Annotated in this window: 21 protein-coding genes and 1 riboswitch; of the genes, 16 read left to right on the top strand and 5 right to left on the bottom strand. The window is 73.6% G+C overall.

Annotated features, from left to right (window positions below):
• Window positions 1–94: 94 nt before the first annotated feature.
• The 3 genes from coaBC to ACGFT1_RS34960 all read left to right on the top strand — a co-directional run bounded on the left by coaBC (window position 95) and on the right by ACGFT1_RS34960 (window position 5,106).
• Window positions 95–1,297: a bifunctional phosphopantothenoylcysteine decarboxylase/phosphopantothenate--cysteine ligase CoaBC gene (coaBC, locus tag ACGFT1_RS34970; RefSeq protein WP_373913013.1), complete on the top strand. Its 1,203-nt coding sequence runs from the start codon at window positions 95–97 to the stop codon at window positions 1,295–1,297.
• A gap of 256 nt (window positions 1,298–1,553) precedes the next feature.
• Window positions 1,554–2,762, top strand: coding sequence for a methionine adenosyltransferase (gene metK / locus ACGFT1_RS34965; protein ID WP_373913012.1), 1,209 nt, complete (start codon window positions 1,554–1,556; stop codon window positions 2,760–2,762).
• A 196-nt stretch (window positions 2,763–2,958) separates the two neighbouring features.
• Window positions 2,959–5,106, top strand: a complete 2,148-nt coding sequence (locus tag ACGFT1_RS34960; RefSeq protein WP_373913011.1) for a primosomal protein N' — start codon at window positions 2,959–2,961, stop codon at window positions 5,104–5,106.
• 319 nt (window positions 5,107–5,425) lie between these two features.
• Here ACGFT1_RS34960 and ACGFT1_RS34955 read toward each other — a convergent pair whose 3' ends face one another.
• Window positions 5,426–5,968 carry a hypothetical protein gene (locus ACGFT1_RS34955; protein ID WP_373913010.1) on the bottom strand — a complete coding sequence of 181 codons (543 nt, stop codon included), beginning with the start codon at window positions 5,966–5,968 and terminating at the stop codon, window positions 5,426–5,428.
• A gap of 217 nt (window positions 5,969–6,185) precedes the next feature.
• Here ACGFT1_RS34955 and fmt point away from each other — a divergent pair, with 217 nt between their 5' ends.
• The 11 genes from fmt (at window position 6,186) to ACGFT1_RS34900 (ending at window position 18,357) form a co-directional block, all read left to right on the top strand.
• Complete coding sequence (fmt, locus tag ACGFT1_RS34950) at window positions 6,186–7,118, top strand: methionyl-tRNA formyltransferase (protein ID WP_373913009.1); 933 nt, start codon at window positions 6,186–6,188, stop codon at window positions 7,116–7,118.
• Between the two features lie 81 nt (window positions 7,119–7,199).
• Window positions 7,200–8,618 (top strand): RsmB/NOP family class I SAM-dependent RNA methyltransferase, encoded by a 1,419-nt coding sequence (locus ACGFT1_RS34945; protein WP_373913008.1) that lies wholly within the window; start codon window positions 7,200–7,202, stop codon window positions 8,616–8,618.
• Between the two features lie 154 nt (window positions 8,619–8,772).
• Window positions 8,773–9,459: a ribulose-phosphate 3-epimerase gene (rpe, locus tag ACGFT1_RS34940; RefSeq protein WP_373913007.1), complete on the top strand. Its 687-nt coding sequence runs from the start codon at window positions 8,773–8,775 to the stop codon at window positions 9,457–9,459.
• 90 nt (window positions 9,460–9,549) lie between these two features.
• Entirely contained in the window at window positions 9,550–10,593 is a 1,044-nt protein-coding gene (locus ACGFT1_RS34935; protein ID WP_373913006.1) for a sugar-binding transcriptional regulator, read from the top strand.
• Between the two features lie 64 nt (window positions 10,594–10,657).
• Entirely contained in the window at window positions 10,658–11,050 is a 393-nt protein-coding gene (locus ACGFT1_RS34930) for a ribonuclease domain-containing protein (RefSeq protein ID WP_373913025.1), read from the top strand.
• Window positions 11,047–11,376 carry a barstar family protein gene (locus tag ACGFT1_RS34925; protein WP_373913005.1) on the top strand — a complete coding sequence of 110 codons (330 nt, stop codon included), beginning with the start codon at window positions 11,047–11,049 and terminating at the stop codon, window positions 11,374–11,376. The genes ACGFT1_RS34930 and ACGFT1_RS34925 overlap by 4 nt, the downstream gene beginning before the upstream one ends.
• Window positions 11,377–11,507: 131 nt before the next feature.
• Window positions 11,508–12,950 carry a GuaB1 family IMP dehydrogenase-related protein gene (locus ACGFT1_RS34920; protein ID WP_373913003.1) on the top strand — a complete coding sequence of 481 codons (1,443 nt, stop codon included), beginning with the start codon at window positions 11,508–11,510 and terminating at the stop codon, window positions 12,948–12,950.
• Window positions 12,951–13,342: 392 nt separating this feature from the next.
• On the top strand, window positions 13,343–14,833 hold the full coding sequence (locus tag ACGFT1_RS34915) for an amino acid permease (protein WP_373913001.1): 1,491 nt from the start codon (window positions 13,343–13,345) through the stop codon (window positions 14,831–14,833).
• Between the two features lie 27 nt (window positions 14,834–14,860).
• A complete protein-coding gene (locus ACGFT1_RS34910) occupies window positions 14,861–15,313 on the top strand; it encodes an Lrp/AsnC family transcriptional regulator (protein WP_121789788.1) in 453 nt (150 codons plus the stop codon).
• A gap of 496 nt (window positions 15,314–15,809) precedes the next feature.
• Complete coding sequence (locus ACGFT1_RS34905; RefSeq protein ID WP_373913000.1) at window positions 15,810–16,598, top strand: carbon-nitrogen hydrolase family protein; 789 nt, start codon at window positions 15,810–15,812, stop codon at window positions 16,596–16,598.
• Window positions 16,599–16,659: 61 nt separating this feature from the next.
• A complete protein-coding gene (locus ACGFT1_RS34900) occupies window positions 16,660–18,357 on the top strand; it encodes a flavin monoamine oxidase family protein (protein WP_373912998.1) in 1,698 nt (565 codons plus the stop codon).
• Between the two features lie 337 nt (window positions 18,358–18,694).
• Here ACGFT1_RS34900 and ACGFT1_RS34895 read toward each other — a convergent pair whose 3' ends face one another.
• Window positions 18,695–19,381 (bottom strand): DUF5995 family protein, encoded by a 687-nt coding sequence (locus ACGFT1_RS34895; RefSeq protein ID WP_373912997.1) that lies wholly within the window; start codon window positions 19,379–19,381, stop codon window positions 18,695–18,697.
• 123 nt (window positions 19,382–19,504) lie between these two features.
• Window positions 19,505–20,875, bottom strand: a complete 1,371-nt coding sequence (locus ACGFT1_RS34890; protein ID WP_373913024.1) for a uracil-xanthine permease family protein — start codon at window positions 20,873–20,875, stop codon at window positions 19,505–19,507.
• 231 nt (window positions 20,876–21,106) lie between these two features.
• Between ACGFT1_RS34890 and ACGFT1_RS34885 the strand changes: the two genes are divergently transcribed.
• Window positions 21,107–21,565 carry an acyl-CoA thioesterase gene (locus tag ACGFT1_RS34885; protein WP_373912996.1) on the top strand — a complete coding sequence of 153 codons (459 nt, stop codon included), beginning with the start codon at window positions 21,107–21,109 and terminating at the stop codon, window positions 21,563–21,565.
• Here the strand turns inward: ACGFT1_RS34885 and ACGFT1_RS34880 are convergent.
• Window positions 21,525–22,736, bottom strand: coding sequence for an MFS transporter (locus tag ACGFT1_RS34880; RefSeq protein WP_373912995.1), 1,212 nt, complete (start codon window positions 22,734–22,736; stop codon window positions 21,525–21,527). The two genes, ACGFT1_RS34885 and ACGFT1_RS34880, sit on opposite strands and share 41 nt — an antisense overlap.
• 138 nt (window positions 22,737–22,874) lie before the next feature.
• Here ACGFT1_RS34880 and ACGFT1_RS34875 point away from each other — a divergent pair, with 138 nt between their 5' ends.
• Window positions 22,875–24,371, top strand: a complete 1,497-nt coding sequence (locus ACGFT1_RS34875; protein ID WP_373912994.1) for an ROK family transcriptional regulator — start codon at window positions 22,875–22,877, stop codon at window positions 24,369–24,371.
• Between the two features lie 75 nt (window positions 24,372–24,446).
• Here the strand turns inward: ACGFT1_RS34875 and ACGFT1_RS34870 are convergent, their stop codons facing one another.
• Window positions 24,447–25,199, bottom strand: a complete 753-nt coding sequence (locus ACGFT1_RS34870) for an SDR family oxidoreductase (RefSeq protein ID WP_373912993.1) — start codon at window positions 25,197–25,199, stop codon at window positions 24,447–24,449.
• 330 nt (window positions 25,200–25,529) lie between these two features.
• Window positions 25,530–25,660, top strand: a riboswitch (FMN riboswitch).
• The last annotated feature ends 42 nt before the right edge of the window (window positions 25,661–25,702 follow it).

Genomic DNA, 25,702 nt, shown 5'->3' with positions numbered 1-25,702 from the left:
TTGCGATCGACTTATCCACAGGCCCGGCAGTCACGCTGCCGGGCCTGTGGTGTGTCATGGAGTCGGTCGTACGTTTTCGAGTCCGGGAGACACGGTGGACAAGCCGAGGGTCGTGCTGGGGGTCAGCGGTGGCATCGCCGCCTACAAGGCCTGTGAGCTGCTGAGGAGGTTCACGGAGTCGGGCCACGACGTCCGCGTGGTGCCCACCGCCTCCGCGCTGCACTTCGTCGGCGCCGCCACTTGGTCGGCCCTGTCCGGCCATCCCGTCTCGGCCGAGGTCTGGGACGACGTGCACGAGGTCCCGCACGTCCGCATCGGCCAGCACGCCGACCTGGTGGTCGTCGCCCCGGCCACCGCGGACATGCTCGCCAAGGCGGCCCACGGCCTCGCCGACGACCTGCTGACCAACACGCTGCTCACCGCCCGCTGCCCGGTCGTCTTCGCCCCGGCCATGCACACCGAGATGTGGGAGCACCCGGCCACCCGGGAGAACGTGGCGACGCTCCGCCGCCGCGGCGCCGTGGTCGTCGAGCCCGCCGTGGGCCGCCTCACCGGCGTCGACACCGGCAAGGGCCGGTTCCCCGACCCGGTGGAGATCTTCGAGGTCTGCCGCCGGGTGCTGGCCCGCGGCGTCACCGAGCCCGACCTGCGGGGGCGGCACGTCGTCGTCTCCGCCGGCGGCACCCGCGAGCCCCTCGACCCGGTCCGCTTCCTCGGCAACCGCTCCTCCGGCAAGCAGGGCTACGCCCTCGCCCGTACGGCAGCCGCCCGCGGCGCCCGGGTGACACTGGTCGCGGCCAACACCGGCCTGCCCGATCCGGCGGGCGTGGACGTCGTCCCGGTGGGCACGGCCGTCCAGCTGCGCGAGGCCGTGCTCAAGGCCGCGGCGGACGCCGACGCCGTGGTCATGGCCGCCGCCGTCGCCGACTTCCGGCCGGCCGCCTACGCCGCCGGGAAGATCAAGAAGAAGGACGGCCAGGAACCCGATCCGGTCGTGCTGCTGCGAAATCCAGACATTCTCGCGGAGATCTCCGCCGACCGGGCCCGCCCCGGACAGGTGGTCGTCGGCTTCGCCGCCGAGACCGACGACGTCCTCGCCAACGGCCGCACCAAGCTCGCCCGCAAGGGCTGCGACCTGCTCGTGGTCAACGAGGTGGGGGAGCGCAAGACCTTCGGCTCCGAGGAGAACGAAGCCGTGGTACTGGGCGCCGACGGCAGTGAGACCCCGGTGCCGCACGGCCCGAAGGAGGCCCTCGCCGACATTGTCTGGGACCTGGTCGCCCAGCGCCTGGGCTGACACGCCCGGCGGTCCGGGCCGGGCCCCCGCCCGGGTGAACGGCGCGCGCCGTGGTACTGCGGCCGGGTGTGGCGGCTCTGGTCACACCGGCTGTCATTGTGCAGAATGCCTGTGCCGCAGGTCACAACGGCGCCGAGAAGCGAGACGGTGACCCGTCGGCCGAGCGCGACCGATAAACTGTTCACGGTCGACCGGGCGCAGCCCTGTGTCGACCGCAAATGATCAGCCAGCAGCCGCTGCAACCACAGGGAGCGTTGTGTCCCGTCGCCTGTTCACCTCGGAGTCCGTGACCGAGGGTCACCCCGACAAGATCGCTGACCAGATCAGCGACACCATTCTCGACGCGCTTCTGCGCGAGGACCCGACCTCCCGGGTCGCCGTCGAGACGCTGATCACCACCGGCTTGGTCCATGTGGCCGGCGAGGTGACGACCAAGGCCTACGCGGACATCGCGACGCTCGTCCGCGGCAAGATCCTGGACATCGGCTACGACTCCTCCAAAAAGGGCTTCGACGGCGCCTCCTGCGGTGTCTCGGTGTCCATCGGCGCGCAGTCCCCGGACATCGCGCAGGGCGTCGACGCGGCGTACGAGGCCCGGGTCGAGGGTGACGAGGACGAGCTGGACCGGCAGGGTGCGGGCGACCAGGGCCTGATGTTCGGCTACGCGTCCGACGAGACGCCGACCCTGATGCCGCTCCCGATCTTCCTGGCGCACCGCCTGTCCAAGCGCCTCTCGGACGTCCGCAAGAACGGCACCATCCCCTACCTGCGCCCCGACGGCAAGACGCAGGTCACCATCGAGTACGACGGCGACAAGGCCGTGCGTCTGGACACGGTGGTCGTCTCCTCCCAGCACGCCTCCGACATCGACCTGGAGTCGCTGCTCGCCCCCGACATCCGCGAGTTCGTCGTGGAGCCGGAGCTGACGGCGCTCCTGGACGAGGGCATCAAGCTGGACACCGAGGGCTACCGCCTGCTGGTCAACCCGACCGGCCGCTTCGAGATCGGCGGCCCGATGGGCGACGCCGGCCTCACCGGCCGCAAGATCATCATCGACACCTACGGCGGCATGGCCCGCCACGGCGGCGGCGCCTTCTCCGGCAAGGACCCGTCCAAGGTGGACCGCTCGGCCGCCTACGCCATGCGCTGGGTCGCCAAGAACGTCGTGGCGGCCGGCCTGGCCTCCCGCTGCGAGGTCCAGGTGGCCTACGCGATCGGCAAGGCGGAGCCCGTCGGTCTGTTCGTCGAGACCTTCGGCACCAACACGGTCGAGACCGAGAAGATCGAGAAGGCCATCGACGAGGTCTTCGACCTCCGTCCGGCCGCGATCATCCGCGACCTCGACCTGCTGCGCCCGATCTACTCGCAGACGGCCGCCTACGGTCACTTCGGCCGCGAGCTGCCCGACTTCACGTGGGAGCGCACGGACCGCGTGGACGCCCTGCGCACCGCCGCGGGCCTGTAACCCCGCAGCACCGCTCACCGAGGCCCGGTTCCCCTGCGTGGGGGCCGGGCCTCGGCGTGTGCGCGGACGGGCCGCGCTGAGCGGCGGCCACGGAGGCGGGGCGGACGTGGCTGACGGCAGGGCGCCGGGCCCGGCGGCCCGGCCCGGTCGTCAGGCGCGGGCGGCGTTGTCAGTGGCGTTTGGTAAGAATGCAAGCGTGAGCAGCGAGAACGGACCGGGGGACGGCGGCGCCGAGGGGGCGCCGCCGGAGCAGCTCGCGCTCATCCGCGAGAGCGTGCGGAAGGCCGAGGTACCGCGGGCCAAGCCGCGGACCTGGCGGGGAGCCGCGCTCGCCGAGCACCTCCCGGTCGCCCGGGTGCTGGTCGACAAGGGCGTGCTGCACCTCGACCGGTACTTCGACTACGCCGTGCCCGCCGACCTGGACGAGCAGGCGCAGCCCGGGGTGCGGGTACGGGTGCGGTTCGGGGCCGGGCGGCACCGGGTGCGCGCGGGGCGCCGGGAGGGCGGTGGGCTCGTCGACGGCTTCCTCGTCGAGCGGCGGGCCGAGTCCGACTACTCCGGCCCCCTGGCCGCCCTCGCCCAGGTCGTGTCTCCGGAGCCCGTGCTGGGCGAGGAGCTGCTGGGGCTGGCGCGGGCCGTCGCCGACCGCTACGCGGGCAGCCTCGCCGACGTACTCCAGCTCGCCGTACCACCGCGCAACGCACGCGCCGAACAGCGGCCCTCCCCGGCACCGCTGCCACCGCCGCCGGCCCCGGACGCCGGCTCCTGGGAGCGGTACGCGCACGGGAGCGCCTTTCTCGGCGCGCTGGCCTCGGGCGGGGCACCGCGGGCCGTGTGGAACGCGCTGCCGGGGCCGCTGTGGAGCGAGGAACTGGCCCGGGCCGTCGCCGCCACGCTGGCCTCGGGGCGCGGCGCCCTCGTCGTCGTACCCGACGGGCGGGCCGCCGCCCGCGTGGACGCCGCGCTGACCGCTCTGCTCGGCACCGGCCGGCACGCGCTGCTCACCGCCGACGCCGGACCGGAGAAGCGGTACGCGCAGTGGCTGGCGGTGCGGCGGGGATCCGTGCGTGCCGTGGTCGGCACGCGGGCGGCCATGTTCGCGCCCGTACGGGACCTGGGTCTCGTCGCCGTCTGGGACGACGGGGACGGCAGCCACAGCGAGCAGCACGCCCCGCAGCCGCACACCCGGGACGTGCTGCTGCTGCGCGCCGCCCTCGACCGGTGTGCCTTCCTGCTGGGGGGCTGGACCTGCACCGTGGAGGCCGCCCAGCTCGTCGAGAGCGGCTGGGCCCGGCCGCTGGCCGCCGGTCGGGAGGAGGTGCGGCGGGCCGCGCCCCTGGTCCGGACGGTCGGTGACGGCGACCTCGCGCGCGACGAGGCCGCCCGCGCCGCCAGGCTGCCCACCCTCGCCTGGCAGGCGGCCCGCGAGGGGCTGCGGCACGGACCGGTGCTCGTACAGGTGCCCCGTCGGGGCTACGCGCCCCGCATGGCCTGCGACCGGTGCCGGGCGCCCGCCCGGTGCCGGCACTGCTCAGGACCGCTGGAGGGGCAGGACGGCGGCGTCCTGCGATGCGGCTGGTGCGGACGCGAGGAGAGCGCCTGGCACTGCCCGGAGTGCGGCGGCTTCCGGCTCCGCGCCCAGGTCGTGGGCGCGCGGCGCACCGCCGAGGAACTGGGGCGCGCGTTCCCCGCCGTACCGGTGCGCACCTCGGGACGCGAGCACGTGCTGGACACCGTGCCCGGCACGCCCGCGCTGGTGGTCAGCACACCGGGCGCCGAACCGGTCGCCGAGGGAGGTTACGCGGCGGCGCTGCTGCTGGACGGCTGGGCCATGCTCGTACGGCCGGACCTGCGGGCCGGGGAGGACGCGCTGCGCCGGTGGATCGCGGCCGGAGCGCTGGTGCGGCCGCAGTCCGAGGGGGGCACGGTGGTCGTGGTGGCCGAGCCGACCCTGCGCCCCGTGCAGGCCCTCGTGCGCTGGGACCCCGTAGGACATGCCGTGCGGGAGCTGGCCGAGCGGGCCGAGCTGGGATTCCCGCCGGTGTCCCGGATGGCGGCCGTGTCCGGGCCGCCCGCGGCCGTCGCGGAGTTCCTGGGAGCGGTCGAGCTGCCGCCGGACGCCGAGGTGCTGGGACCGGTGCCGCTGCCGCCTCCGCCGCCCGGCCGGCCCCGCAGGCCCGGCGGGCCGCCGCCCGGCGAGCACTGGGAGCGGGCGCTCGTCCGCGTACCGCCGGGCAGCGGCGCCGCGCTGGCCACCGCCCTGAAGACCGCGCAGGCCGCTCGCACGGCCCGGGGGAGCGAGGAGCCGGTGCGGGTACGGATCGATCCGCCGGACATCGGCTGACGGGCGCGTGGGCAGGTACGGGGCGTCGGGCGAGATGCCTCGGGGCGCGCGAGTGCCTGAGCCCGCGATGCCGTGCCGGTCCCGATGCCGTTCCGGCCGCACCGCGGCCTGCCGGGCGATGTCCGGAGACCCGGTACCGGCTCCAGGACAGGCAGGTCGGGCCCGGACGGGCCGCTGGGCACCTGCGCTGAGTCCGCCGGTGCCCTGGTCCGGCAAGGGCACTCGGCGCGGCCCGGCCCGGCCGCTTCGACGTCCGCGCCCGCGCACAGGTCTGCCCTCCCGGGCGCGTCCGGGAGGGCGGGGCGCGGGCCGTCAGCCGTCAGCCGTTGCGCGGGCTGGGGAAGGCCGTCGGGCGGGCGCCTTCGCGGAGCGCCGGGCTGCCCGCGGTCGGCTGGGTCGGCATGGAGCGAGCCGCCGGGACCGTCGGCACCGTGGGCAGTCCCGCGTTCGGGGTGAGCGTGCGGGCGGCGGCCGGCTCCGTCGCCCGGTCGGTCTCGGCGGCAGCCTGGGCGGCGGCGCGACGGGCGCCGTAGCGGCGGTGCACCGCCTGCTTGGTGACGCCGAGCGCGGAGCCCACCGCGTCCCATGAGAAGCCCAGTGAGCGGTCGAAGTCCACGGCGGCCGTGACCAGGGTTTCGACACTGTCCCGCAGCTCCTGGGCGAGGCGCACCGTCGGGGCGGGGGCCCGGCCGTAGACGACGAAGCCCGTGGAGGGGCCGGAACGGCGCGGGCGGTAGACGTTGCCCAACTGGGCGGTGAGCGTGCGCAGCGCGTCCACCTGCCGGCGGACCCGCTCGATGTCCCGCACCAGCAGGTGCAGGCTGGCCCGGGCCTGGGCGTCGTGGGTTGCATGGTCGGCCATGAACAAGCCTCTCCGAACCGGCGTCGATAAGGAACCGGGCCGTGGAAGGGGCCCGATGGGGTCAACTCTGTCTTGACCAACGCGCCGACGCTCCGCTGGTCACGGGCTGGGGGCGCGCGGTCCTGCGCGTACGCCGCCCTCCCGTCCGCGCGCCGCCCGTGGTCATAGACTGGTGCGCTGCCCGCCCGACTTCCGCCCGAGAGGCCCGATCCCGCCCATGAAGCTCGTCTTCGCCGGTACCCCCGAGGTCGCCGTTCCCGCCCTGGACGCTCTGCTCGCCTCCGGGCGGCACGAGGTGGCCGCCGTCGTCACGCGGCCGGACGCGCCGGCCGGACGCGGACGCAGGCTGGTCGCGTCCCCCGTGGCCGAGCGGGCGGAGGAGGCCGGGATCGAGGTGCTCAAGCCGCTCAAGCCCCGCGACCCCGAGTTCCTGGAGCGGCTCGGGGAGATCGCGCCGGACTGCTGCCCGGTCGTCGCCTACGGCGCCCTGCTGCCGAGGGCCGCCCTGGACATCCCGGCCCACGGCTGGGTGAACCTGCACTTCTCGCTGCTGCCCGCCTGGCGCGGGGCGGCGCCGGTGCAGCACGCCGTCATGGCGGGTGACGAGATCACCGGAGCGTCCACCTTCCTGATCGAGGAGGGACTCGACTCCGGGCCCGTCTACGGCACCGTGACCGAGGAGATCCGCCCGACCGACACCAGCGGTGACCTGCTCACCCGGCTCGCCTTCGCGGGCGCCGGGCTGCTGGCCGCGACCATGGACGGCATCGAGGACGGCACCCTGAAGGCCGTACCGCAGCCCGCCGAGGGCATCACCGTCGCCCCGAAGATCACGGTCGAGGACGCCCAGGTGGACTGGGCGGCGCCGGCGCTGCGCGTCGACCGGGTCGTGCGCGGCTGCACCCCGGCGCCCGGCGCGTGGACCACCTTCCGCGGCGAGCGGCTCAAGCTCATCCAGGTCACACCGGTGCCCGAGCGGACGGACCTCGCGCCGGGCCGGCTCGCGGCGGGCAAGAACAGCGTGCATGTGGGCACCGGTTCGTACGCCGTCGAGCTGCTGTGGGTGCAGGCCCAGGGCAAGAAGCCCATGCGGGCGGCCGACTGGGCGCGCGGGACGCGCATCGCGGACGGCGAGACGCTCGGCGGCTGACGCCCCGGACGGCGGCGGCGGGGACACGCCGACGTAGGCTGGGACCCGCATCCCCTTCATCACATCCGGAGCACCTTTTTCGTGAGCGAGCAGTCCCGGCGGCCCCGCGGGCCCGCCAAGCCTTACCGCCGTCCCCAGAAGGACCCCGTCCGCATCCTGGCCTTCGAGGCGCTGCGCGCGGTGGACGAGCGGGACGCGTACGCCAACCTCGTGCTGCCGCCGCTGCTGAGGAAGGCGCGCGACAAGGGCGACTTCGACGCCCGGGACGCCGCCCTCGCCACCGAGCTGGTGTACGGCACACTGCGCCGGCAGGGCACGTACGACGCCGTCATCGCCGCCTGCGTCGACCGGCCGCTGCGCGAGGTCGACCCGCCGGTGCTCGACGTCCTCAGTCTGGGCGCGCACCAGCTGCTCGGCACGCGGATCCCGACGCACGCCGCGGTCTCCGCCTCCGTGGAACTGGCCCGGGTGGTGCTCGGGGACGGGCGCGCCAAGTTCGTCAACGCCGTGCTCCGCAAGGTCGCGCAGCACGATCTGCAGGGGTGGACCGAGAAGGTCGCGCCGCCCTACGACGACGATCCCGAGGACCACCTCGCCGTCGTGCACTCGCACCCCCGCTGGGTCGTCTCCGCGCTGTGGGACTCCCTCGGCGGCGGCCGGGCCGGCATCGAGGAGCTGCTGGCCGCGGACAACGAGCGGCCCGAGGTGACGCTCGTCGCGCGCCCCGGGCGCGCGACCACCGGGGAACTGCTGCGGGAGGACGCCGCCGAACCCGGACGCTGGTCGCCGTACGCCGTGCGGCTCGCCGAGGGCGGCGAGCCGGGGGCGGTCGAGGCCGTGCGGGAGGGCCGGGCGGGCGTGCAGGACGAGGGCAGCCAGCTGGTCGCCCTCGCACTGGCGAACGCCCCGCTCGACGGACCCGACGCGCGGTGGCTGGACGGATGTGCCGGGCCCGGCGGGAAGGCCGCGCTGCTGGCCGCGCTCGCCGCCGAGCGCGGGGCCGCGCTGCTCGCCTCGGAGAAGCTGCCGCACCGGGCGGGGCTCGTGGCCCGGGCGCTGCACGGCAACCCCGGGCCGTACCAGGTCATCACCGCCGACGGGACGCGGCCGCCGTGGCGGCCGGGCTCCTTCGACCGGGTGCTGATGGACGTGCCGTGCACCGGGCTGGGCGCGCTGCGCCGGCGTCCGGAGGCGCGCTGGCGCCGGCGCCCCGAGGACCTGGACAGCTTCGCGCCGCTCCAGCGCGGGCTGCTGCGTACGGCGCTCGACTCGGTCCGGGTCGGCGGGATCGTCGGCTACGCCACCTGCTCCCCGCACCTCGCGGAGACCCGGGCGGTCGTCGCCGACGTGCTCAAGCAGCGGCCGGAGACGGAACTGGTCGACGCCCGCCCGCTGCTGCCGGCCCTCCCCGCGCTCGGCGAGGGACCGGACGTGCAGCTGTGGCCGCATCTGCACGGCACCGACGCGATGTACCTGGCCCTGATCCGGCGCACCGGCTGATCCGGCGCACCGGCTGATCCGCCGCACGGGCCGGCGGTGCCGCTGTGGTCGGTGATGTCCACAGGCAGTCACATATCGTCGTACCGGTACGATGAACGAACCTGCCTGTGGACGGTGGGGAACATCAGTGCCCCGGGCATGGCAGGCTTGGGTCATGGCCGTGCAGATCAATCCCAGCATCCTTTCCGCCGACTTCGCCCGCCTCGCGGAGCAGGCCAAGGCGGTGCAAGGCGCCGACTGGCTCCATGTCGACGTCATGGACAACCACTTCGTCCCGAACCTGACGCTCGGTGTGCCGGTCGTGGAGTCCCTGGCCCGTGCGACGGACACCCCGCTGGACTGCCATCTGATGATCGAGGACCCCGACCGCTGGGCTCCTCAGTACGTCGAGGCGGGCGCCTCCTCCGTAACCTTCCACGTGGAGGCCGCCGCCGCCCCCGTGCGGCTGGCCCGGGAGATCCGGGCCAAGGGCGCCCGGGCGTCCATGGCGCTCAAGCCCGCCACGCCGATCGAGCCGTACGAGGACCTGCTCCCGGAACTCGACATGCTGCTGATCATGACGGTCGAACCGGGCTTCGGCGGCCAGGCCTTCCTCGACATGATGCTGCCGAAGATCCGCCGCACCCGTGAACTGATCGGCAAGCACGGTCTGGAGCTGTGGCTCCAGGTCGACGGCGGCGTCTCGGCCTCCACGATCGAGCGGTGCGCGGAGGCGGGAGCGGACGTGTTCGTCGCCGGCTCCGCCGTCTACGGGGCCGAGGACCCGGCAGCGGCCGTACGTGCCCTGCGCACACAGGCGGAGACGGCCACCGCCCAGGCGTCCTGGGCATGCGACCACTGAGCCACAGCGAAGTGAACGCTTGAATGAACGGCGCCCATCAGGGCGGATCAGCAGCGCCGGATCTGCAAGGATGAACGGCGAATCCAGAGTGTGAACAGCAGTGAGGAGATCGCCGTGTCGGGTATGTCGGCGGGCCGGTCAGCCATGCGGATGGGACCCGCTGAGCTGGTGCAGGCGGCGGCCATGGCCCGCCGCTTCTACCTCGAGGGCAAATCCAAGATCCAGATCGCGGAGGAGTTCGGCGTCAGCCGCTTCAAGGTGGCCAGGGTCCTGGAGACCGCTCTCGAACGGGATCTCGTGCGCATCGAGATCCGGGTGCCGGCCGAACTGGACGCCGAGCGCTCCGACGCGCTCCGCGCCCGCTACGGCCTCAGACACGCCGTCGTGGTCGAGTCCCCGGCCGACGCCGAGGACAGTCCCGACCCCGAGAACCTCGGGGAGGTGGCCGCCGACCTGCTCGGCGAACTCGTCAACGAGGGGGACGTCCTCGGACTGGCGTGGGGCCGGTCCACCATCAACATGGCCGCCGCGCTCGACCGGTTGCCGCCGTGCACGGTGGTGCAGCTGACGGGCGTGTACGACGCCGGGACCGCCGAGCGCGGCTCGGTGGAGGCCGTCCGCCGGGCCGCCCAGGTGTCGGGCGGTGACGCGCACCCCATCTACGCGCCGATGCTGCTGCCCGACGCGGCCACCGCGGTGGCGCTGCGCCACCAGACGGGGATCGCCCGGGCCTTCGAGTACTTCGACAAGGTCACGGTCGCCTGCGTCTCCATCGGCTCGTGGGAGCCGGGCATCTCGACCGTGCACGACATGCTCAGCGACGAGGAGCGCGCGCACTACGCCTCGCTCGGTGTCGCCGCCGAGATGTCCGCGCACCTCTTCGACGCCGAGGGGCGCCGGATCGGGCGGGACCTGGGGGAGCGGTGCATCACGGTCAAGGCCGACCAGCTGCGTCGCGTCCCGGAGGTCGTGGCGATCGCGGGCGGGCAGCGCAAGGGGGCGGCGATCGACGCGGTGCTCCGCTCCGGGCTGGTCACCAGCCTGGTGACCGACACGTCGGCCGCCGACTACCTGATGACCGCGGGACCCACGCCGAAGTCCGCGCTGAACCGTGCCGACCCCGACGGGAACTGACGGCGGCCCCCGGCGGCGGGCCGCCCTCCCGCCGCCGCGGCTCGTCCCCCGTGCGCCGGCGGGACTGCTCGTCGCGCTGACGGGACTGCTCGTCTGCCTCTCCGTCCTGCTCACGGGCTGTGCGCCCTCCCCGGGCACCACGACGGCACCGGGCGCGTCCGCTCCGGCGTGGGCCGAGGGCATGGCCACCGTCCGCGAGTCCCGGCTCCCCGCCGAGGCCCGCCGGACGCTCGCCCTCATCGACCGAGGCGGTCCTTTCCCGTACGCCAGGGACGGAGCCGTCTTCGGGAACGTCGAGGGACGCCTGCCCCGGCAGCGGCGCGGCCACTACCACGAGTACACCGTGCGCACGCCCGGCTCGCACGACCGCGGGGCCCGGCGCATCGTCACCGGGCAGGACGGGGAGACGTACTACACCGATGATCACTACGAGTCGTTCCGGGCGGTGCTGAGATGACGGAAGACCTGGGCGGCCGGTACCCGGTCACCCTGGATCTGGACGGTGTCACGGACAAGGCGGGCCTGATGGACCGTGTCGTCCGGGCCCTGAGGCTGCCCGACTGGTTCGGGCGGAACTGGGACGCGCTGGCCGACTCCCTCGCCGACGACTCCGGGTGGCCCGAGGGAGCCGCCGCGCGGGGACTGCTGATCGTCGTACAGGGATGGCGGCCGTACGCCGAGACGGATCCGGACGCGTGGCGGACCGCGCTGGACGTGTTCGCCGAGGCGGCCGACCGGACGCCCGCGCTCACCGTCGTGCTCGCCCTTGGAGGATCCTCCTAGGCCGCCGCGGCCGGCCTGGACGTTCCGTGAGGGCGGGGAAGCGGTGGAGGCATGGGAGAATGAAGTACGTGCTCTTTCCCCCTGGCACACCTGTCCGGGGGCCACCTCTGATCGACTGGGATGTGCAGCACGTGCGTTTCCTCAATGACATCCAGCCCGCGTACGACCTGACGTACGACGACGTGTTCATGGTGCCGAGCCGCTCCGCGGTGGGCTCGCGTCAGGGCGTGGACCTCGCTTCGCCGGACGGCACGGGCACCACCATCCCGCTCGTCGTCGCCAACATGACCGCCATAGCCGGCCGCCGCATGGCCGAGACGATGGCCCGCCGGGGCGGCCTGGTGGTCATCCCGCAGGACATCCCCATCGACGTCGTCACCGATGTCGTCTCCTGGGTGAAGAGCCGCCATCTGGTGCTCGACACCCCGATCGTGCTGGCCCCGCACCAGACCGTCGCCGACGCCCTGTCGCTGCTGCCCAAGCGGGCGCACAACGCCGGTGTCGTCGTGGACGAGGACCACCGCCCCGTCGGTGTCGTCACCGACACGGACCTGTCCGGCGTCGACCGCTTCACCCAGCTCGAAGTGGTCATGTCCAGGGACCTGCTGCTCCTCGACGCGGACATCGACCCGCGCGAGGCCTTCAACCGGCTGGACGCGGCCAACCGCCGCTACGCCCCCGCCGTGGACGCCGACGGCAGGCTCGCCGGCATCCTCACCCGCAAGGGCGCCCTGCGCGCCACCCTGTACACCCCGGCCGTGGACGCGAACGGCAGGCTGCGGATCGCCGCCGCCGTCGGCATCAACGGCGATGTGGCGGGCAAGGCCAAGCAGCTGCTCGACGCGGGCGTCGACACGCTGGTCATCGACACCGCGCACGGCCACCAGGAGTCGATGATCAGCGCCGTCCAGGTGGTGCGCGCGCTCGACCCGCAGGTGCCGATCGTGGCGGGCAACATCGTCTCCGCCGAGGGCGTCAAGGACCTGATCGACGCGGGCGCGGACATCATCAAGGTCGGTGTCGGCCCCGGCGCCATGTGCACCACGCGCATGATGACCGGCGTGGGCCGGCCGCAGTTCTCCGCGGTGCTGGAGTGCGCCGCCGAGGCGAAGAAGTACGGCAAGCACGTGTGGGCCGACGGCGGTGTCCGCCACCCGCGCGACGTCGCGATGGCGCTCGCCGCCGGCGCGTCCAACGTGATGGTCGGCTCCTGGTTCGCGGGTACCTACGAGTCCCCGGGCGACCTCCATCAGGACGCCGACGGCCGCTATTACAAGGAGTCGTTCGGCATGGCCTCCGCGCGCGCGGTGGCCAACCGCACGTCCGAGGAGTCCGCGTACGACCGTGCCCGCAAGGCACTCTTCGAGGAGGGCATCTCCACCTCCCGCATGTTCCTCGACCCGGCCCGCCCGGGCGTCGAGGACCTGATCGACTCGATCATCGCGGGCGTCCGCTCCTCCTGCACCTACGCCGGCGCCGCCTCCCTGGAGGAGTTCGCCGAGAAGGCCATCGTCGGCATCCAGAGCGCGGCCGGCTACGCCGAGGGCAAGCCGCTGCACGCCAGCTGGAGCTGATCCCCGCCTCCGTCCCGACGGCCCCCGTCGCTCCCGCGCGCCTTTCCCGCGCCCGGGAGGAACGGGGGCCGCCGGCGTTCCCGGCACGGCCGGCGGACAGCGGCCGGCAGGGCGCGGAAGGCGGTCCGTGAGGGCGCCGTGCAACGCTCGGCAGCGCGTGCGCAACGAATGGGCACTCCGGGGCGATAGACGCAATGATCATCCATGGATGCGCAAGGTTGCTGCATTACGCCCGTGAAGGCCCGCCTCGTAGGGTGCTGCGCTAGACGTGGTGTGGCGGGGACCCCGCTCGGTCGGTTCCTGCCCGCAGGCTCCCACCGGTCCCCACCCACGAGGGCCGGCGATCATGCCGGCTCGCCTCGCAATCCCCGGCAGCGATAAGGAGCCAACGCGTGCTCGATCAAGGCGCACCCCCGCAGAACCAGAAACCGGCCGCCCCCGCGTCCCCGGGCGTCGCCACGCGCCTGATGCGTCGCAAGCCCGTGGAACGCCTGGTCGCAGAGGGCGGCCAGGGTGAGGGAGGCCAGCTGCGGCGCTCCCTCGGGCTGTGGCAGCTGACCATGATCAGCATTGGTGCCACCCTCGGCACCGGCATCTTCGTCGTCCTCGGTGAGGCCGTCCCCAAGGCGGGCCCGGCCGTCACCCTCTCCTTCGTGATCGCCGGTGTCACCGCGCTGTTCTCGGCCCTCTCCTACGCCGAGCTGGCCGGCACCATCCCGGTCTCCGGCTCCTCGTACTCGTACGCATACGCAACGATGGGCGAGCTGATCGCCTGGGTGTGCGGCTGGTGTCTGCTCCTGGAGTACGGCGTCTCGGTCGCCGCCGTGGCCGTCGGCTGGGGCGAGTACCTGAACGAGCTGCTGGACGGCGCCTTCGGCGTCACCATCCCGGACGCCCTGGCCAACCCGCCCGGCGTCCACGGCGGCGTGTTCAACCTGCCCGCCCTGATCGTCGTCCTCCTCGCGATGACCTTCCTGCTCGGCGGCGCCAAGGAGTCCGCGCGGGCCAACACCATCATGGTGTGCGTGAAGATCGCCGCGCTGGTGCTGTTCTGCGCGATCGGCTTCATGGGCTTCAAGTCCGGCAACTACTCGCACTTCATGCCGCTCGGCATGGGAGGCGTCAGCGCCGCCGGCGCCACGCTGTTCTTCTCCTACATCGGCTTCGACGCCGCCTCCACCGCCGGCGAGGAGGCCAAGGACGCCCAGCGCGACCTGCCGCGCGCCATCATGCTCTCGCTGGTCATCGTCACGGCCCTGTACGTGCTGGTCGCCGCCGTCGCGGTCGGTGCCAAGCCCTGGCGGACGTTCGAGAACTCCGAGGCCGCGCTCGCCCAGATCATGACGGACGTCACCGGCCAGAGCTTCTGGGGCACCCTGCTGGCCTTCTGCGCCGTCATCGCCATCGCCAGCGTCGTCCTGACCGTGCTGTACGGCCAGACCCGCATCCTCTTCGCGATGTCCCGCGACGGCCTGGTGCCCAAGGTCTTCGCCCGGGTCCACCGGAAGACCGGCGTGCCGCGCGCCAACACGGTCATCGTGGCCCTCTTCTGCGGCGTCCTCGCCGCCGCCATCCCGCTGGGACAGCTCGCCGACGCCACCAGCATCGGCACGCTGTTCGCCTTCGCTCTGGTCAACATCGCTGTCGTCATCCTGCGCCGGACCCGTCCGGACATGAAGCGCACGTTCCGCGTCCCGCTGTCATGGGTGCTGCCCGCGCTCGGCTTCCTCTGCTGCGTGTGGATGATGGGCAGCCTGTCCACCGTCACCTGGATCGTGTTCGGTGTCTGGATGGCTGTCGGGCTCGTGTTCTACTTCCTGTACGGCTACCGCCGTTCCCGTCTCGCGACCGACGAGGACCTCGCGGTGACGGCAGAGAAGTGACCGGACCGAAGAAGTGAACCACCCCCTGTGCTGAACGATCTCGACGAACGCATCGTGCACGCCCTCGCCGAGGACGCCCGCCGCTCCTATGCGGACATCGGGCAGATGGTCGGCCTGTCGGCCCCCGCCGTGAAACGGCGCGTGGACCGGCTGCGCGCCACCGGAGCCATCACGGGATTCACCGTCCGGGTGGACCCGGCGGCGCTCGGCTGGGAGACCGAGGGGTACATCGAGATCTACTGCCGGAGCAACACCTCTCCGGAGACCATCCAGCGGGGTCTGGAGCGCTACCAGGAGGTGGTGGCCGCGTCGACCGTCACCGGTGACGCGGACGCGATCGCCCAGGTGTTCGCCTCCGACATGCGCCACTTCGAACGTGTGCTGGAGCGGATCGCCGGCGAGCCCTTCGTGGAACGCACCAAGTCGGTGCTGGTGCTGTCGCCGCTGCTGCGGCGGTTCTCCTCCGGCGCGCCGGGGTGACCCCGGCGCGTCCCGTCCGGTGACCGGCCGCCGGACGGGACACCGCCTTTCGACGGCCGAGCGGGCGCCCCTGGCCGAGCGGGCGCCCGCGCCCCTCACCACCGACCGGCGCGACCGGCCCGGATCCGCGCCTCCCGCGCGCGACCCGGGCCGGTCCGGTTCCGGTCCGGTTCACATCGGCGGCCGGCGCATGCGACGCACCGCCCCTCATGGAGGCCACGGCGGCGCCCCACCCCTCTCCCCGCGGCGTGCCTCACCAGGTCCTTCCCGCAGGCCGTCGCGAGGTCTTTCCCGCAGGCCGTCGGGAGGTCCCTTTCCGCAGGTCGTCCCCGGAACGGAGGGCCCCCGCCGGGATACGCAACGAATCGCCGCCCGGCCCGCGCCCGACGCAACGAACCGCGCACCGGCGCGCAACGGCTCCTGCTTGTCCGGCCGAGCGCGCCGACCGTACCGTCTAATCCGGCCCCCAAACCCCCCGTACCGGTGAGGATCCCGCATGCGCACCGCCCTGCTTCAAGGCTCCGGCCGCCCCGGTTCGATCGCCGGGAACCTCAAGGTCCTCGACGAGGCCGCGGGCCGGGCCGCCGCCGCGGGCGCGGGGCTGCTGGCCGCGCCGGAGATGTTCCTCACCGGGTACGCGATCGGCGACGACATCGCCCGCCTCGCCGAGCCCGCCGACGGCGACTCCGCCGACGCGGTCGCGGAGATCGCCACACGGCACGGCCTGGCCCTCGCCTACGGCTACCCGGAGCGCGACGGCGAGACCGTGTACAACTCGGCGCAGCTGATCTCGGCCGACGGCACCCGGCTCGCGAACTACCGCAAGACCCACCTGTTCGGCTGCTTCGAACGCGACCACTTCACGCCGGGCGAGCGGCACGTCGTCCAGGCCGAGCTGAACGGCCTGACCGTCGGCCTGCTGATCTGCTACGACGTCGAGTTCCCGGAGAACGTCCGCGCCCACGCCCTGGCCGGCACCGACCTCCTCCTGGTCCCGACCGCGCAGATGCACCCGTACCAGTTCGTCGCCGAGTCGATGATCCCGGTGCGCGCCTTCGAGAACCAGATGTACGTCGCGTACGTCAACCGGGTCGGCCGGGAAGGGGAGTTCGAGTTCGTCGGGCTGTCCGTCCTCGCCGGACCCGACGGTACGGCCCGCGCCCGCGCCGGCCGTACCGAGCAGCTGGTGGTCGCGGACGCCGACCCCGCCTTCCTGGCCGCCTCCCGCGAGGCCAACCCCTACCTGCACGACCGCCGCTCCGGTCTGTACGGGTCCCTCGTCTGAGCCGTCGGCCGCCGCACCAGCCTCCCCCCTGTTTCACCTCGCGCAAGGAGTCCGTACCCCCATGACGTCCACGGTGCCCAACGCCGTCGAGCACACCGACGAGCAGCAGCCGCCGATCACCATGTTCGGCCCGGACTTCCCCTACGCCTACGACGACTTCCTGACCCATCCGGCGGGCCTCGGCCAGATACCCGCCACCGAGCACGGCACCGAGGTCGCGGTCATCGGCGGTGGCCTGTCCGGCATCGTCGCCGCCTACGAGCTGATGAAGATGGGCCTCAAGCCCGTCGTCTACGAGGCCGACCAGATCGGCGGCCGGCTCCGCACGGTCGGTTTCGAGGGCTGCGACGACTCGCTGACCGCGGAGATGGGCGCCATGCGCTTCCCGCCGTCCTCCACCGCGCTCCAGCACTACATCGACCTGGTCGGTCTGGAGACCCGCCCCTTCCCCAACCCGCTGGCCGAGGCGACCCCCTCGACCGTCGTCGACCTCAAGGGCGAGTCGCACTACGCCGAGACGATCGACGACCTGCCGCAGGTGTACCGGGACGTCGCCGCGGCCTGGGGCAAGTGCCTGGAGGAGGGCGCCGACTTCTCCGACATGAACCGTGCCATGCGCGAGCGGGACGTGCCGCGCATCCGCGAGATCTGGGCGAAGCTGGTCGAGAAGCTCGACAACCAGACCTTCTACGGCTTCCTCTGCGACTCCGACGCCTTCAAGTCCTTCCGGCACCGGGAGATCTTCGGCCAGGTCGGCTTCGGTACCGGCGGCTGGGACACCGACTTCCCGAACTCCATCCTGGAGATCCTGCGCGTCGTCTACACCGAGGCCGACGACCACCACCGCGGCATCGTCGGCGGCTCCCAGCAGCTGCCGCTGCGCCTGTGGGAGCGCGAGCCGGAGAAGATCGTCCACTGGCCGTACGGCACCTCGCTGAAGTCCCTGCACGTCGACGGCGAGCCGCGCCCGGCCGTGACCCGGCTGCACCGCACCGCGGGCAACCAGATCACCGTGACGGACGCCAACGGCGACATCCGCACCTACCAGGCGGCCATCTTCACCGCCCAGTCCTGGATGCTGCTGTCCAAGATCGCCTGTGACGACTCGCTCTTCCCGATCGACCACTGGACCGCGATCGAGCGCACCCACTACATGGAGTCCTCGAAGCTCTTCGTCCCGGTGGACCGGCCGTTCTGGCTGGACAAGGACGAGCAGACCGGCCGCGACGTCATGTCGATGACGCTCACCGACCGCATGACCCGCGGCACCTACCTGCTGGACGACGGCCCGGACAAGCCCGCCGTGATCTGCCTGTCCTACACGTGGTGCGACGACAGCCTGAAGTGGCTGCCGCTGTCCGCGAACGAGCGGATGGAGGTCATGCTGAAGTCGCTCGGCGAGATCTACCCCAAGGTCGACATCAGGAAGCACATCATCGGCAACCCGGTGACCGTCTCCTGGGAGAACGAGCCCTACTTCATGGGCGCGTTCAAGGCCAACCTGCCGGGTCACTACCGCTACCAGCGGCGCCTGTTCACCCACTTCATGCAGGACCGGCTGCCCCAGGACAAGCGGGGCATCTTCCTCGCCGGCGACGACATCTCCTGGACGGCCGGCTGGGCCGAGGGCGCCGTGCAGACCGCGCTGAACGCGGTCTGGGGCGTCATGCGCCACTTCGGCGGCACCACCGACGCCACCAACCCGGGCCCGGGTGACGTCTACGACGAGATCGCGCCGGTGGAGCTTCCCGAGGACTGACCGGGGACACCGACCGAGGCGCGGGCGGCCGGCCCCGGACTCCGGCCGCCCGCACCTTGTCGTACACCTCGGGGGCGACCGCGGTACCGGTCGGGCCGGGGCAGGCCCTCGATGCCGCACCGGCCCTGGCGGGCGGGCGGGCCCGGGAAACGGGGGCCGCCCGAGGACCCCGGGCTGTCCCGGCCGGTCCGTTCCGTGGCGCGCGCCATGCCGGGGAGGTCCCTGCCGCTCGGGTGCTGCCGGGCCCGGGGGAGTCCGTGACCGAGCCGGATCGGCGTGCCGCCGCTCCTCCGCGGCCGGGTGCCGGCCGGTCGACGTCCGGCCGCGGCCGGACGGATCAGTCCGTCAGCGGCGTCAGCAGCATCCGTCCCGCCAAGCCCACCGCCGCGTCCAGGCGTTCGGCGAACTCCTCGGCGACGTCGGCGCAGTGCCGCAACGCCCACAGGGCCCGGGCCGTCGTCCAGGTGGCGTCCCGGGCCCGCTCCAGGCTCCAGGAGCCCAGCAGGTGGGTGAGCGGGTCGGCGATCTGGAGCAGGTCGGGGCCGGGCATCAGGTCCTCGCGGATGCGCTCCTCCAGCGACACGAGGAGATCGCCCACCCGGTCGAACTCGTCCTCCAGATCAAGGGGTTCGCAGTCGAGCGCGCGGCACGTGTCCACCACGGCCAGCGCCAGGTCGTGCCCGATGTGCGCGTTGATGCCCGCCAGGGCGAACTGGAGCGGCCGTACCCCCGGATGGTGGCGGAGCTGGAACAGCGGGCGCCAGCAGGCGGGCGGACGGTGGTCGCCGGCGGCCGTGTCCACCGCCGCCAGATAGCGCTCGGCGAACCGCACGTCCAGCGTGGCCGCCGCGCGCGGGTCCGCGAACTCCCCTGCGTTCAGGCGCCGGCCGACCTCCTCGGTGACCGCGAGGTAGACCCGGTTGAACACGCCGACGCCGTCCCGCTCGGGGAGGACCGCGCCGAGTGCGCGCATCCGTGAGACGACGTCGTCGACGGGGGTGGTGAGGTGCTCGGGCTGCGCCATGGTGGAAGGGTCGCAGCACCGGGCCGGGCGGAGCACCGACCGGCCCGGTGCTTCGCCGGAACGGGGGAACGCCGGCGGGGCGGGCCCAGGCCGCTCACGGCTCGCGGGCCGGCCGTTTCCGCGTCACGCGTCGTAGGAGGACGTGCCCTCGTCCAGCAGCGGCTCCTGCTTCTTCAAGTGGGCCGGGGCCAGGGCGCGCAGGGCGTGGTAGCCGGTGATGACGACCAGGGTGCCGAGCGCGATGCCGCTGAGGCTGAAGGTGCCGGTGAACTTCATGGTGACGTTCCCGACGCCGATGATGATGCCCGCGGCGGCCGGTACCAGGTTCAGCGGGTTGCGCAGGTCCACCTTGGCGTTGCTCCAGATCTGGGCGCCGAGCAGGCCGATCATGCCGTACAGGATGACGGTGATGCCGCCGAGGACGCCGCCCGGGACGGCGGCGACGACCGCGCCGAACTTGGGGCAGACGCCGAAGAGCAGGGCGAAACCGGCGGCGGCCCAGTAGGCGGCGGTGGAGTAGACGCGGGTCGCGGCCATCACGCCGATGTTCTCGGAGTACGTGGTGTTGGGCGGGCCGCCCACCGCGGTCGACAGGACGGAGGCGACGCCGTCCGCCGAGATCGCCGTGCCGAGCCGGTCGTCCAGCGGGTCACCGGTCATCTCGCCGACCGCCTTGACGTGCCCCGCGTTCTCCGCGACCAGGGCGATGACGACGGGCAGCGCGACCAGGACCGCCGACCACTGGAAGGACGGCCCGTGGAAGGACGGCAGGCCGATCCAGTCGGCCCGGGAGACGCCGGAGAGGTCGAGCCGCCAGTGGTCGGTGAGCCTGCCGCTCGCGTCCACCGAGTGGATCCTGCCGAAGACCCGGTCGAACGCCCAGGAGATGCCGTAGCCGAAGACCAGACCCAGGAAGATCGCGATCCGGGACCAGAAACCGCGCAGGCAGACCACCGCGAGCCCGGTGAACAGCATCACCAGCAGGGCCGTCCACTGGTCCTGAGGCCAGTAGGTGGAGGCGGTCACCGGGGCGAGGTTGAAGCCGATCAGCATCACGACGGCGCCGGTGACGATGGGCGGCATGGCCGCGTGGATGATCCGTGCGCCGAAACGCTGCACGGCGAGTCCCACCAGGAACAGCACGGCACCGACGACGAGGACGGCACCGGTCACGGTCGCGCTCGTCCCGCCCTGGGCGCGGATGACCGCGGCCACCCCCACGAACGACAGGGAGCAGCCCAGGTAGCTCGGTACCCGGCCGCGGGTGGCGAGCAGGAAGATCACGGTCGCCACGCCCGACATCATGATCGCGAGGTTCGGGTCCAGGCCCATCAGCACGGGCGCCACGAAGGAGGCGCCGAACATCGCGACCACGTGCTGGGCGCCCAGGCCCACGGTCCGGGGCCAGGTGAGCCGTTCGTCGGGGCGTACCACCGCTCCGGGCGCGGGCGTGCGCCCGTCACCGTGCAGTTTCCAGCGCACGCCGAGGTCCATGGTGGGGTTCCGCTTTCTCAAGTACGTCAAGAGGGTCCGCACCATTGTCGGGGGACCGGAAGGCCGCACGCGCGCACGGCCGCGCACGGGGAGCGGCCGGACCGCCGGCGGCCGGCCTGCTGACCAGGGGGTTCGCGCCGGGGATGCTGAGCGGTCGCTTAGTATGGAACGAGGTCCCGGAGCGCCCGGGGCCGTCACCGTCCCCCTCAGCGACGCTCAGGAGCTCCACCCGTGACCGCACCGGCCCCGACCGCCCCCGCCGTCTCCCACGGCCGGCTGGTCCCCGTCACCGTCCACTTCGACGACCTCGACGCGCTCGGGCTGCTGCACAACGCCCGCTACCCGCTGATGGTCGAGCGGGCCTGGACCGAGCTGTGGAACGAGCACGGCATCCGCTTCGACGGGGACTGGACGGCGGCCGGGGACGCCTGCAACGCGGTCAAGGAACTGCGGATCACCTACGAGGCCCCGGTGACCCGCCCCGGCCCGTACGCCGTCCACCTGTGGCTGGAACGGCTCGGCACCACCGGCCTCACCTACGGCTTCCGGTTCTGCTCGGCGGACGGCACCGAGACCTACGCCCAGGGCACCCGGGTGCTGGTCCGGCTGGACGCCACGACCATGCGCCCCGCTCCCTGGAGCGAGACCTTCAGGGCCGCGGGTCGGGCACTGCTGCGGCCCGCGGACTGACCTCCGTACGGCCCCCGCGCTCGGCGGTGCGCAGCACGCCCGCGAACACGGCGAGCCCGGACGCCAGGACCGTCACCACGCAGAACGACACCACCAGGCTGGTCGCCTGGGCCACCCCGCCGATCAGCCCCGGCGCGACCAGCCCGGAGGTGTACGTGATGGTCGCCACGCCCGCGATGGCCTGGCTGGGGTTCGGCCCGGCGTGCCCGGCCGCCGCGAAGCACAGCGGCACGACCACCGCGATGCCGAGCCCCATCAGCGCGAAGCCGCCCATCGCCACCGCGGGATTCCCGGCGAGGACGACGAGCAGGCCGCCCAGCACGGCGAGCGCCCCGCCGGCGCGGACCGTGCGCACCGCCCCGAACCGGTTCACCACCGCGTCCCCGGCCACCCGGGCCACCGCCATCGTCAGCATGAACGCGGTCGTCGAGGCAGCCGCCAGAGCGGCCGTACCGCCCAGCCGGTCCCGCAGGAACACCGCCGACCAGTCCAGGCTCGCGCCCTCCGCGAACACCGCGCAGAAGCCGACCGCGCCGATCAGCAGGGCCGAGCGGGGCGGCAGGGCGAACCGCGGCGGCGGCTCCTCGTCCTCCCCGGGCTGGAGGTCCGGCACCCAGGAGCAGACCAGCAGCCCGAGCGCGGTCAGCACGGCCGACGCCAGCACGAAGTGCAGGCGCGCGTCCGAGCCGAGATGCGCGGCGAGGGTCCCGGCCGCCGAGCCGACCAGGGCGCCCGCGCTCCACATGCCGTGCAGTCCCGACATGATCGACTTCCCGAGCAGCCGCTCGACCTCGACGCCGAGCGCGTTCATCGCCACGTCGGCCATGCCCGCGGTCGCGCCGTAGGTGAACATCGCCAGGCACAGGGCGACCAGGTTCGGCGCGAAGGACGGCAGCACCAGGGACAGCGTCCACAGCGCCAGCAGCCCGCGCAGGGCCGTCCGGCTGCCGAACCGGTGGCTGATCCGGCCCGCCAGCGGCATCGCGCAGGACGCGCCGAACGCGGTGAAGGCCAGCGCGAAACCCAGCTGACCGGCGCCGATCGAGGTGTGGTCCTGGATCCACGGCACGCGCGTCGCGAACGAGCCGGTCACGGCACCGTGCACGGCGAAGACGGCCGCCACGGCGTACCGGGCGCGCCTGACCTCCCGCGCGTGGCCCACGTCGCTCATCTCTCCACCTCTCCCCGGCAATTCCCGCCCCGCTGGGGCTGCACGCGCCGTAAACTATCAGGGACCCTGCCTGATAGATAGCGGGCCTTCGCGTCCGGCGTCCGCGACCGGTCGCGCCCATCTGGGAGGATTACCGTCATGCCCGCGACACCCAGTACCGCCCGGGCCATCAACGACCGGCTGGCCCTGCGGCTGTTGCAGCAGGAAGGCCCGCTCACCGCGGGACGGCTGAAGCAGCTCACCGGCCTGTCCCGGCCGACGGTGGCCGACCTCGTCGACCGGCTCACCGCCGCCGGGCTGATCACGGTGGTCGGCGAGTCCGGGGAGCAGCGCCGTGGCCCCAACGCCCGGCTCTACGGCATCGTCGCCGACCGCGCCCACCTGGCCGCCCTCGACGTCCGCACCGCAGGCGTCGTCGTCCTGGTCTCCGACCTCCTCGGGCGGGTGCTCGCCGAGGGGTCCGTGCCGATCGGCGGCGACGCCGGCACCGGGACCGCCGTGGAGCAGGCGGTCGCCGCGGTGGAGCGGACCGCCCGGGAGGCGGGGGCGGACCGCCTGCACACCGTCGGCATCGGTGCCCCCGGCCTCATCGACCCGGTCACCGGCGACCTCCGCGACTCCGCCGGCCTCCCCGCCTGGCACCGCAGCCTCGCCACCGCCCTCCAGGAACGGCTGCCCGGCGCCCGCGTCACCGTCGAGAACGAGACCAACCTCGCCGCCCTGGCCGAACAGCGCGAGGGTGCCGCCCGCGACCGGGACACGTTCGTCCTGCTCTGGCTCGGCCACGGCGTCGGCGCCGCGGTCGTCCTGGACGGCACCCTGCGCCGCGGTGCCTCCGGCGGCACCGGAGAGATCGGCTTCCTGCCGGTCCCGGGCACGGACTGCCTGCCCTCGGCCCGGGACTGCGACGGCGGCTTCCACGCCCTGGCGGGGGCGGCGGCCCTCACGTCCCTGGCGGCCCGGTGCGGGTTGCCGGCACCGGCGGCGAGGGACGGAGCGGGGGCCGCGGCGGTCGTACGGGGGGCGGTGGCAGCAGAGGCGACGTCGCAGGGCACGGCGCCGGCGGGTGACGCGCCGGACGCGGTGACGGGCGAAGCGGGGGCGGCGGCTGCGGCGAGCGCCGCGGTGGCGAGGGTGCCGGAGGTGCCGGGCGGGCCGGCGGCCTTCCCCCCTGCGGGGGAGCGGGGGCCGGCTGGGGCGGCGGCTCCATCGGGCGCGGGCCTGCCGGCGGCGCCCGCCCCCGTCGGTCATCCGGGCGGGGGCGCGGGCACGGGTGCGGTGGCCGGTTCCGGGACGGCCGCTCGGTGGCTCGCCGATGCCGGCGGGAGCCCTTCGCAGCGCTTCCTCCGCGTCCTGGCCGACCGGGTCGCCGTCGGTGTCGCCTCCGTCGTGGCCGTGCTGGACCCCGGGTGCGTCGTGCTCGGCGGGGAGGTCGGCCGGGCCGGGGGAGCGGTGCTCGCCGGGCTGGTGGAGGAGCGGCTGCGGGCCATGTCGCCCCTGCGCACCGAGGTGAGGGCGAGCAGTCTGGGCGGCGCGGCCGTGCTGCGCGGCGCGCTGCTCACCGCCCGGGACCGGGCGCAGGACGAGCTCTTCGCACCGCCCGAGCGCCCGGCCCCCGTGACCGCGGCGCCGTGACCGCGGCGCCTTGGCGGTGGCTCGCCGGACTCGCGGACGCCCCGCCGTCCCGCCGCCGCTCGGCCCGGTCTCCCCTCAGCCCTCGCCCTTCCCGAACCGCCGGGCCAGGTGCTCCTCGAAGGTGACCTTGCCCTCCGCCAGGTCCGGGGCCAGGTGGCCGCCCGCGCGGAAGGCGCCGTACGCCTTCCCGAAGAGCGGTACGCGTGCCACGGCGCGGCGCCGGCCGGCAGCCCGCAGATAGGCGCGGGCGAGGGACTCCAGCGTGCGGACCTCGGGGCCGCCCAGGTCCGGTACCCGTCCGGCCGGCGCGCCGAGCGCCAGCGCGGCCAGCCGGCCGGCCACCTCGGCGACCTCCACCGGCTGGTCCGGCACGCCCGCCGGGACCACCAGCACCGGCGGCTTGGCGAGGGTCTGGAAGAGCGCGACCAGCAGGTCGTGGAACTGTGTCGTGCGCAGCACGGTCCAGCCGAGCCCCGACTCCTCGATCTGCCGCTCGACCGCGAGCTTGCTCCGGTAGTAGCCGAACGGCACCCGGTCGACGCCGACGATGGAGATGTACGCGAGATGGTCCACCCCGGCCCGCCGGGCCGCCGTGATCAGGTTCCGGGCGGCCTGCTCGTCGCCGCCCCGGGGCGAACTGGCGCAGTGCACGACCGTCCGCACGCCCGCCAGGGCCGCGTCCAGCCCCGCACCGCCCGCGCGCAGGTCGACGGCGTACGGCCGGGTGTGCCGGCTGAGCACCCGTGCCTCGTGCCCGTCCGCCCGCAGCCGCTCCGTGACCAGCCGGCCGAGCGTTCCGGTCCCACCGGTCACCAGGATCGTGGTCATGCTGTTTCCGTCCCTCCGACACCGGGCGCTCCGGCCGGAGCGCCCTTCGCCAGGTGGACGGAACGGCCCCCCGGAAACGTGACATGCGTTCCTGGGCGGGCCCGGCGGCGGGCAAGGGCCGTCGTCACCGCCGCCGGGCCCGCCCGCACCATAAGAGGACTAGACCAGCTGGGTCAATGGTCCGGACCAACCCCGATGCCCGGTGCGGAGCGGCTGGTCGGACGGCGTCCCTACGCGGCGCGAAACGTGCTGTACACACTGTGAGCGAGCCCACACCGTGCGCCGGTCAGGGCGACCGCGGGCCGTGGCACACTGGCCCTGTACCAGAAGCAGCGCACTCCGGGGTCGGTGAAAGTCCGAACCGGCGGTTACAGTCCGCGACCCGGTCGCTTCCAGCGGCCGGTTGACCAGGTGAAATTCCTGGACCGACGGTTAAAGTCCGGATGGGAGGCAGTGCGCGGCGGGCGGGCACGCTTTCCGTGTGCGCGCCGCCGTACCGGGCA

The organism is Streptomyces sp. Y20 (assembly GCF_043195475.1).
Taxonomy (GTDB): Bacteria; Actinomycetota; Actinomycetes; order Streptomycetales; family Streptomycetaceae; genus Streptomyces.
The sequence above is the reverse complement of the archived record's forward strand: the minus strand, read 5'-3'. Positions and strand labels throughout refer to the sequence as shown.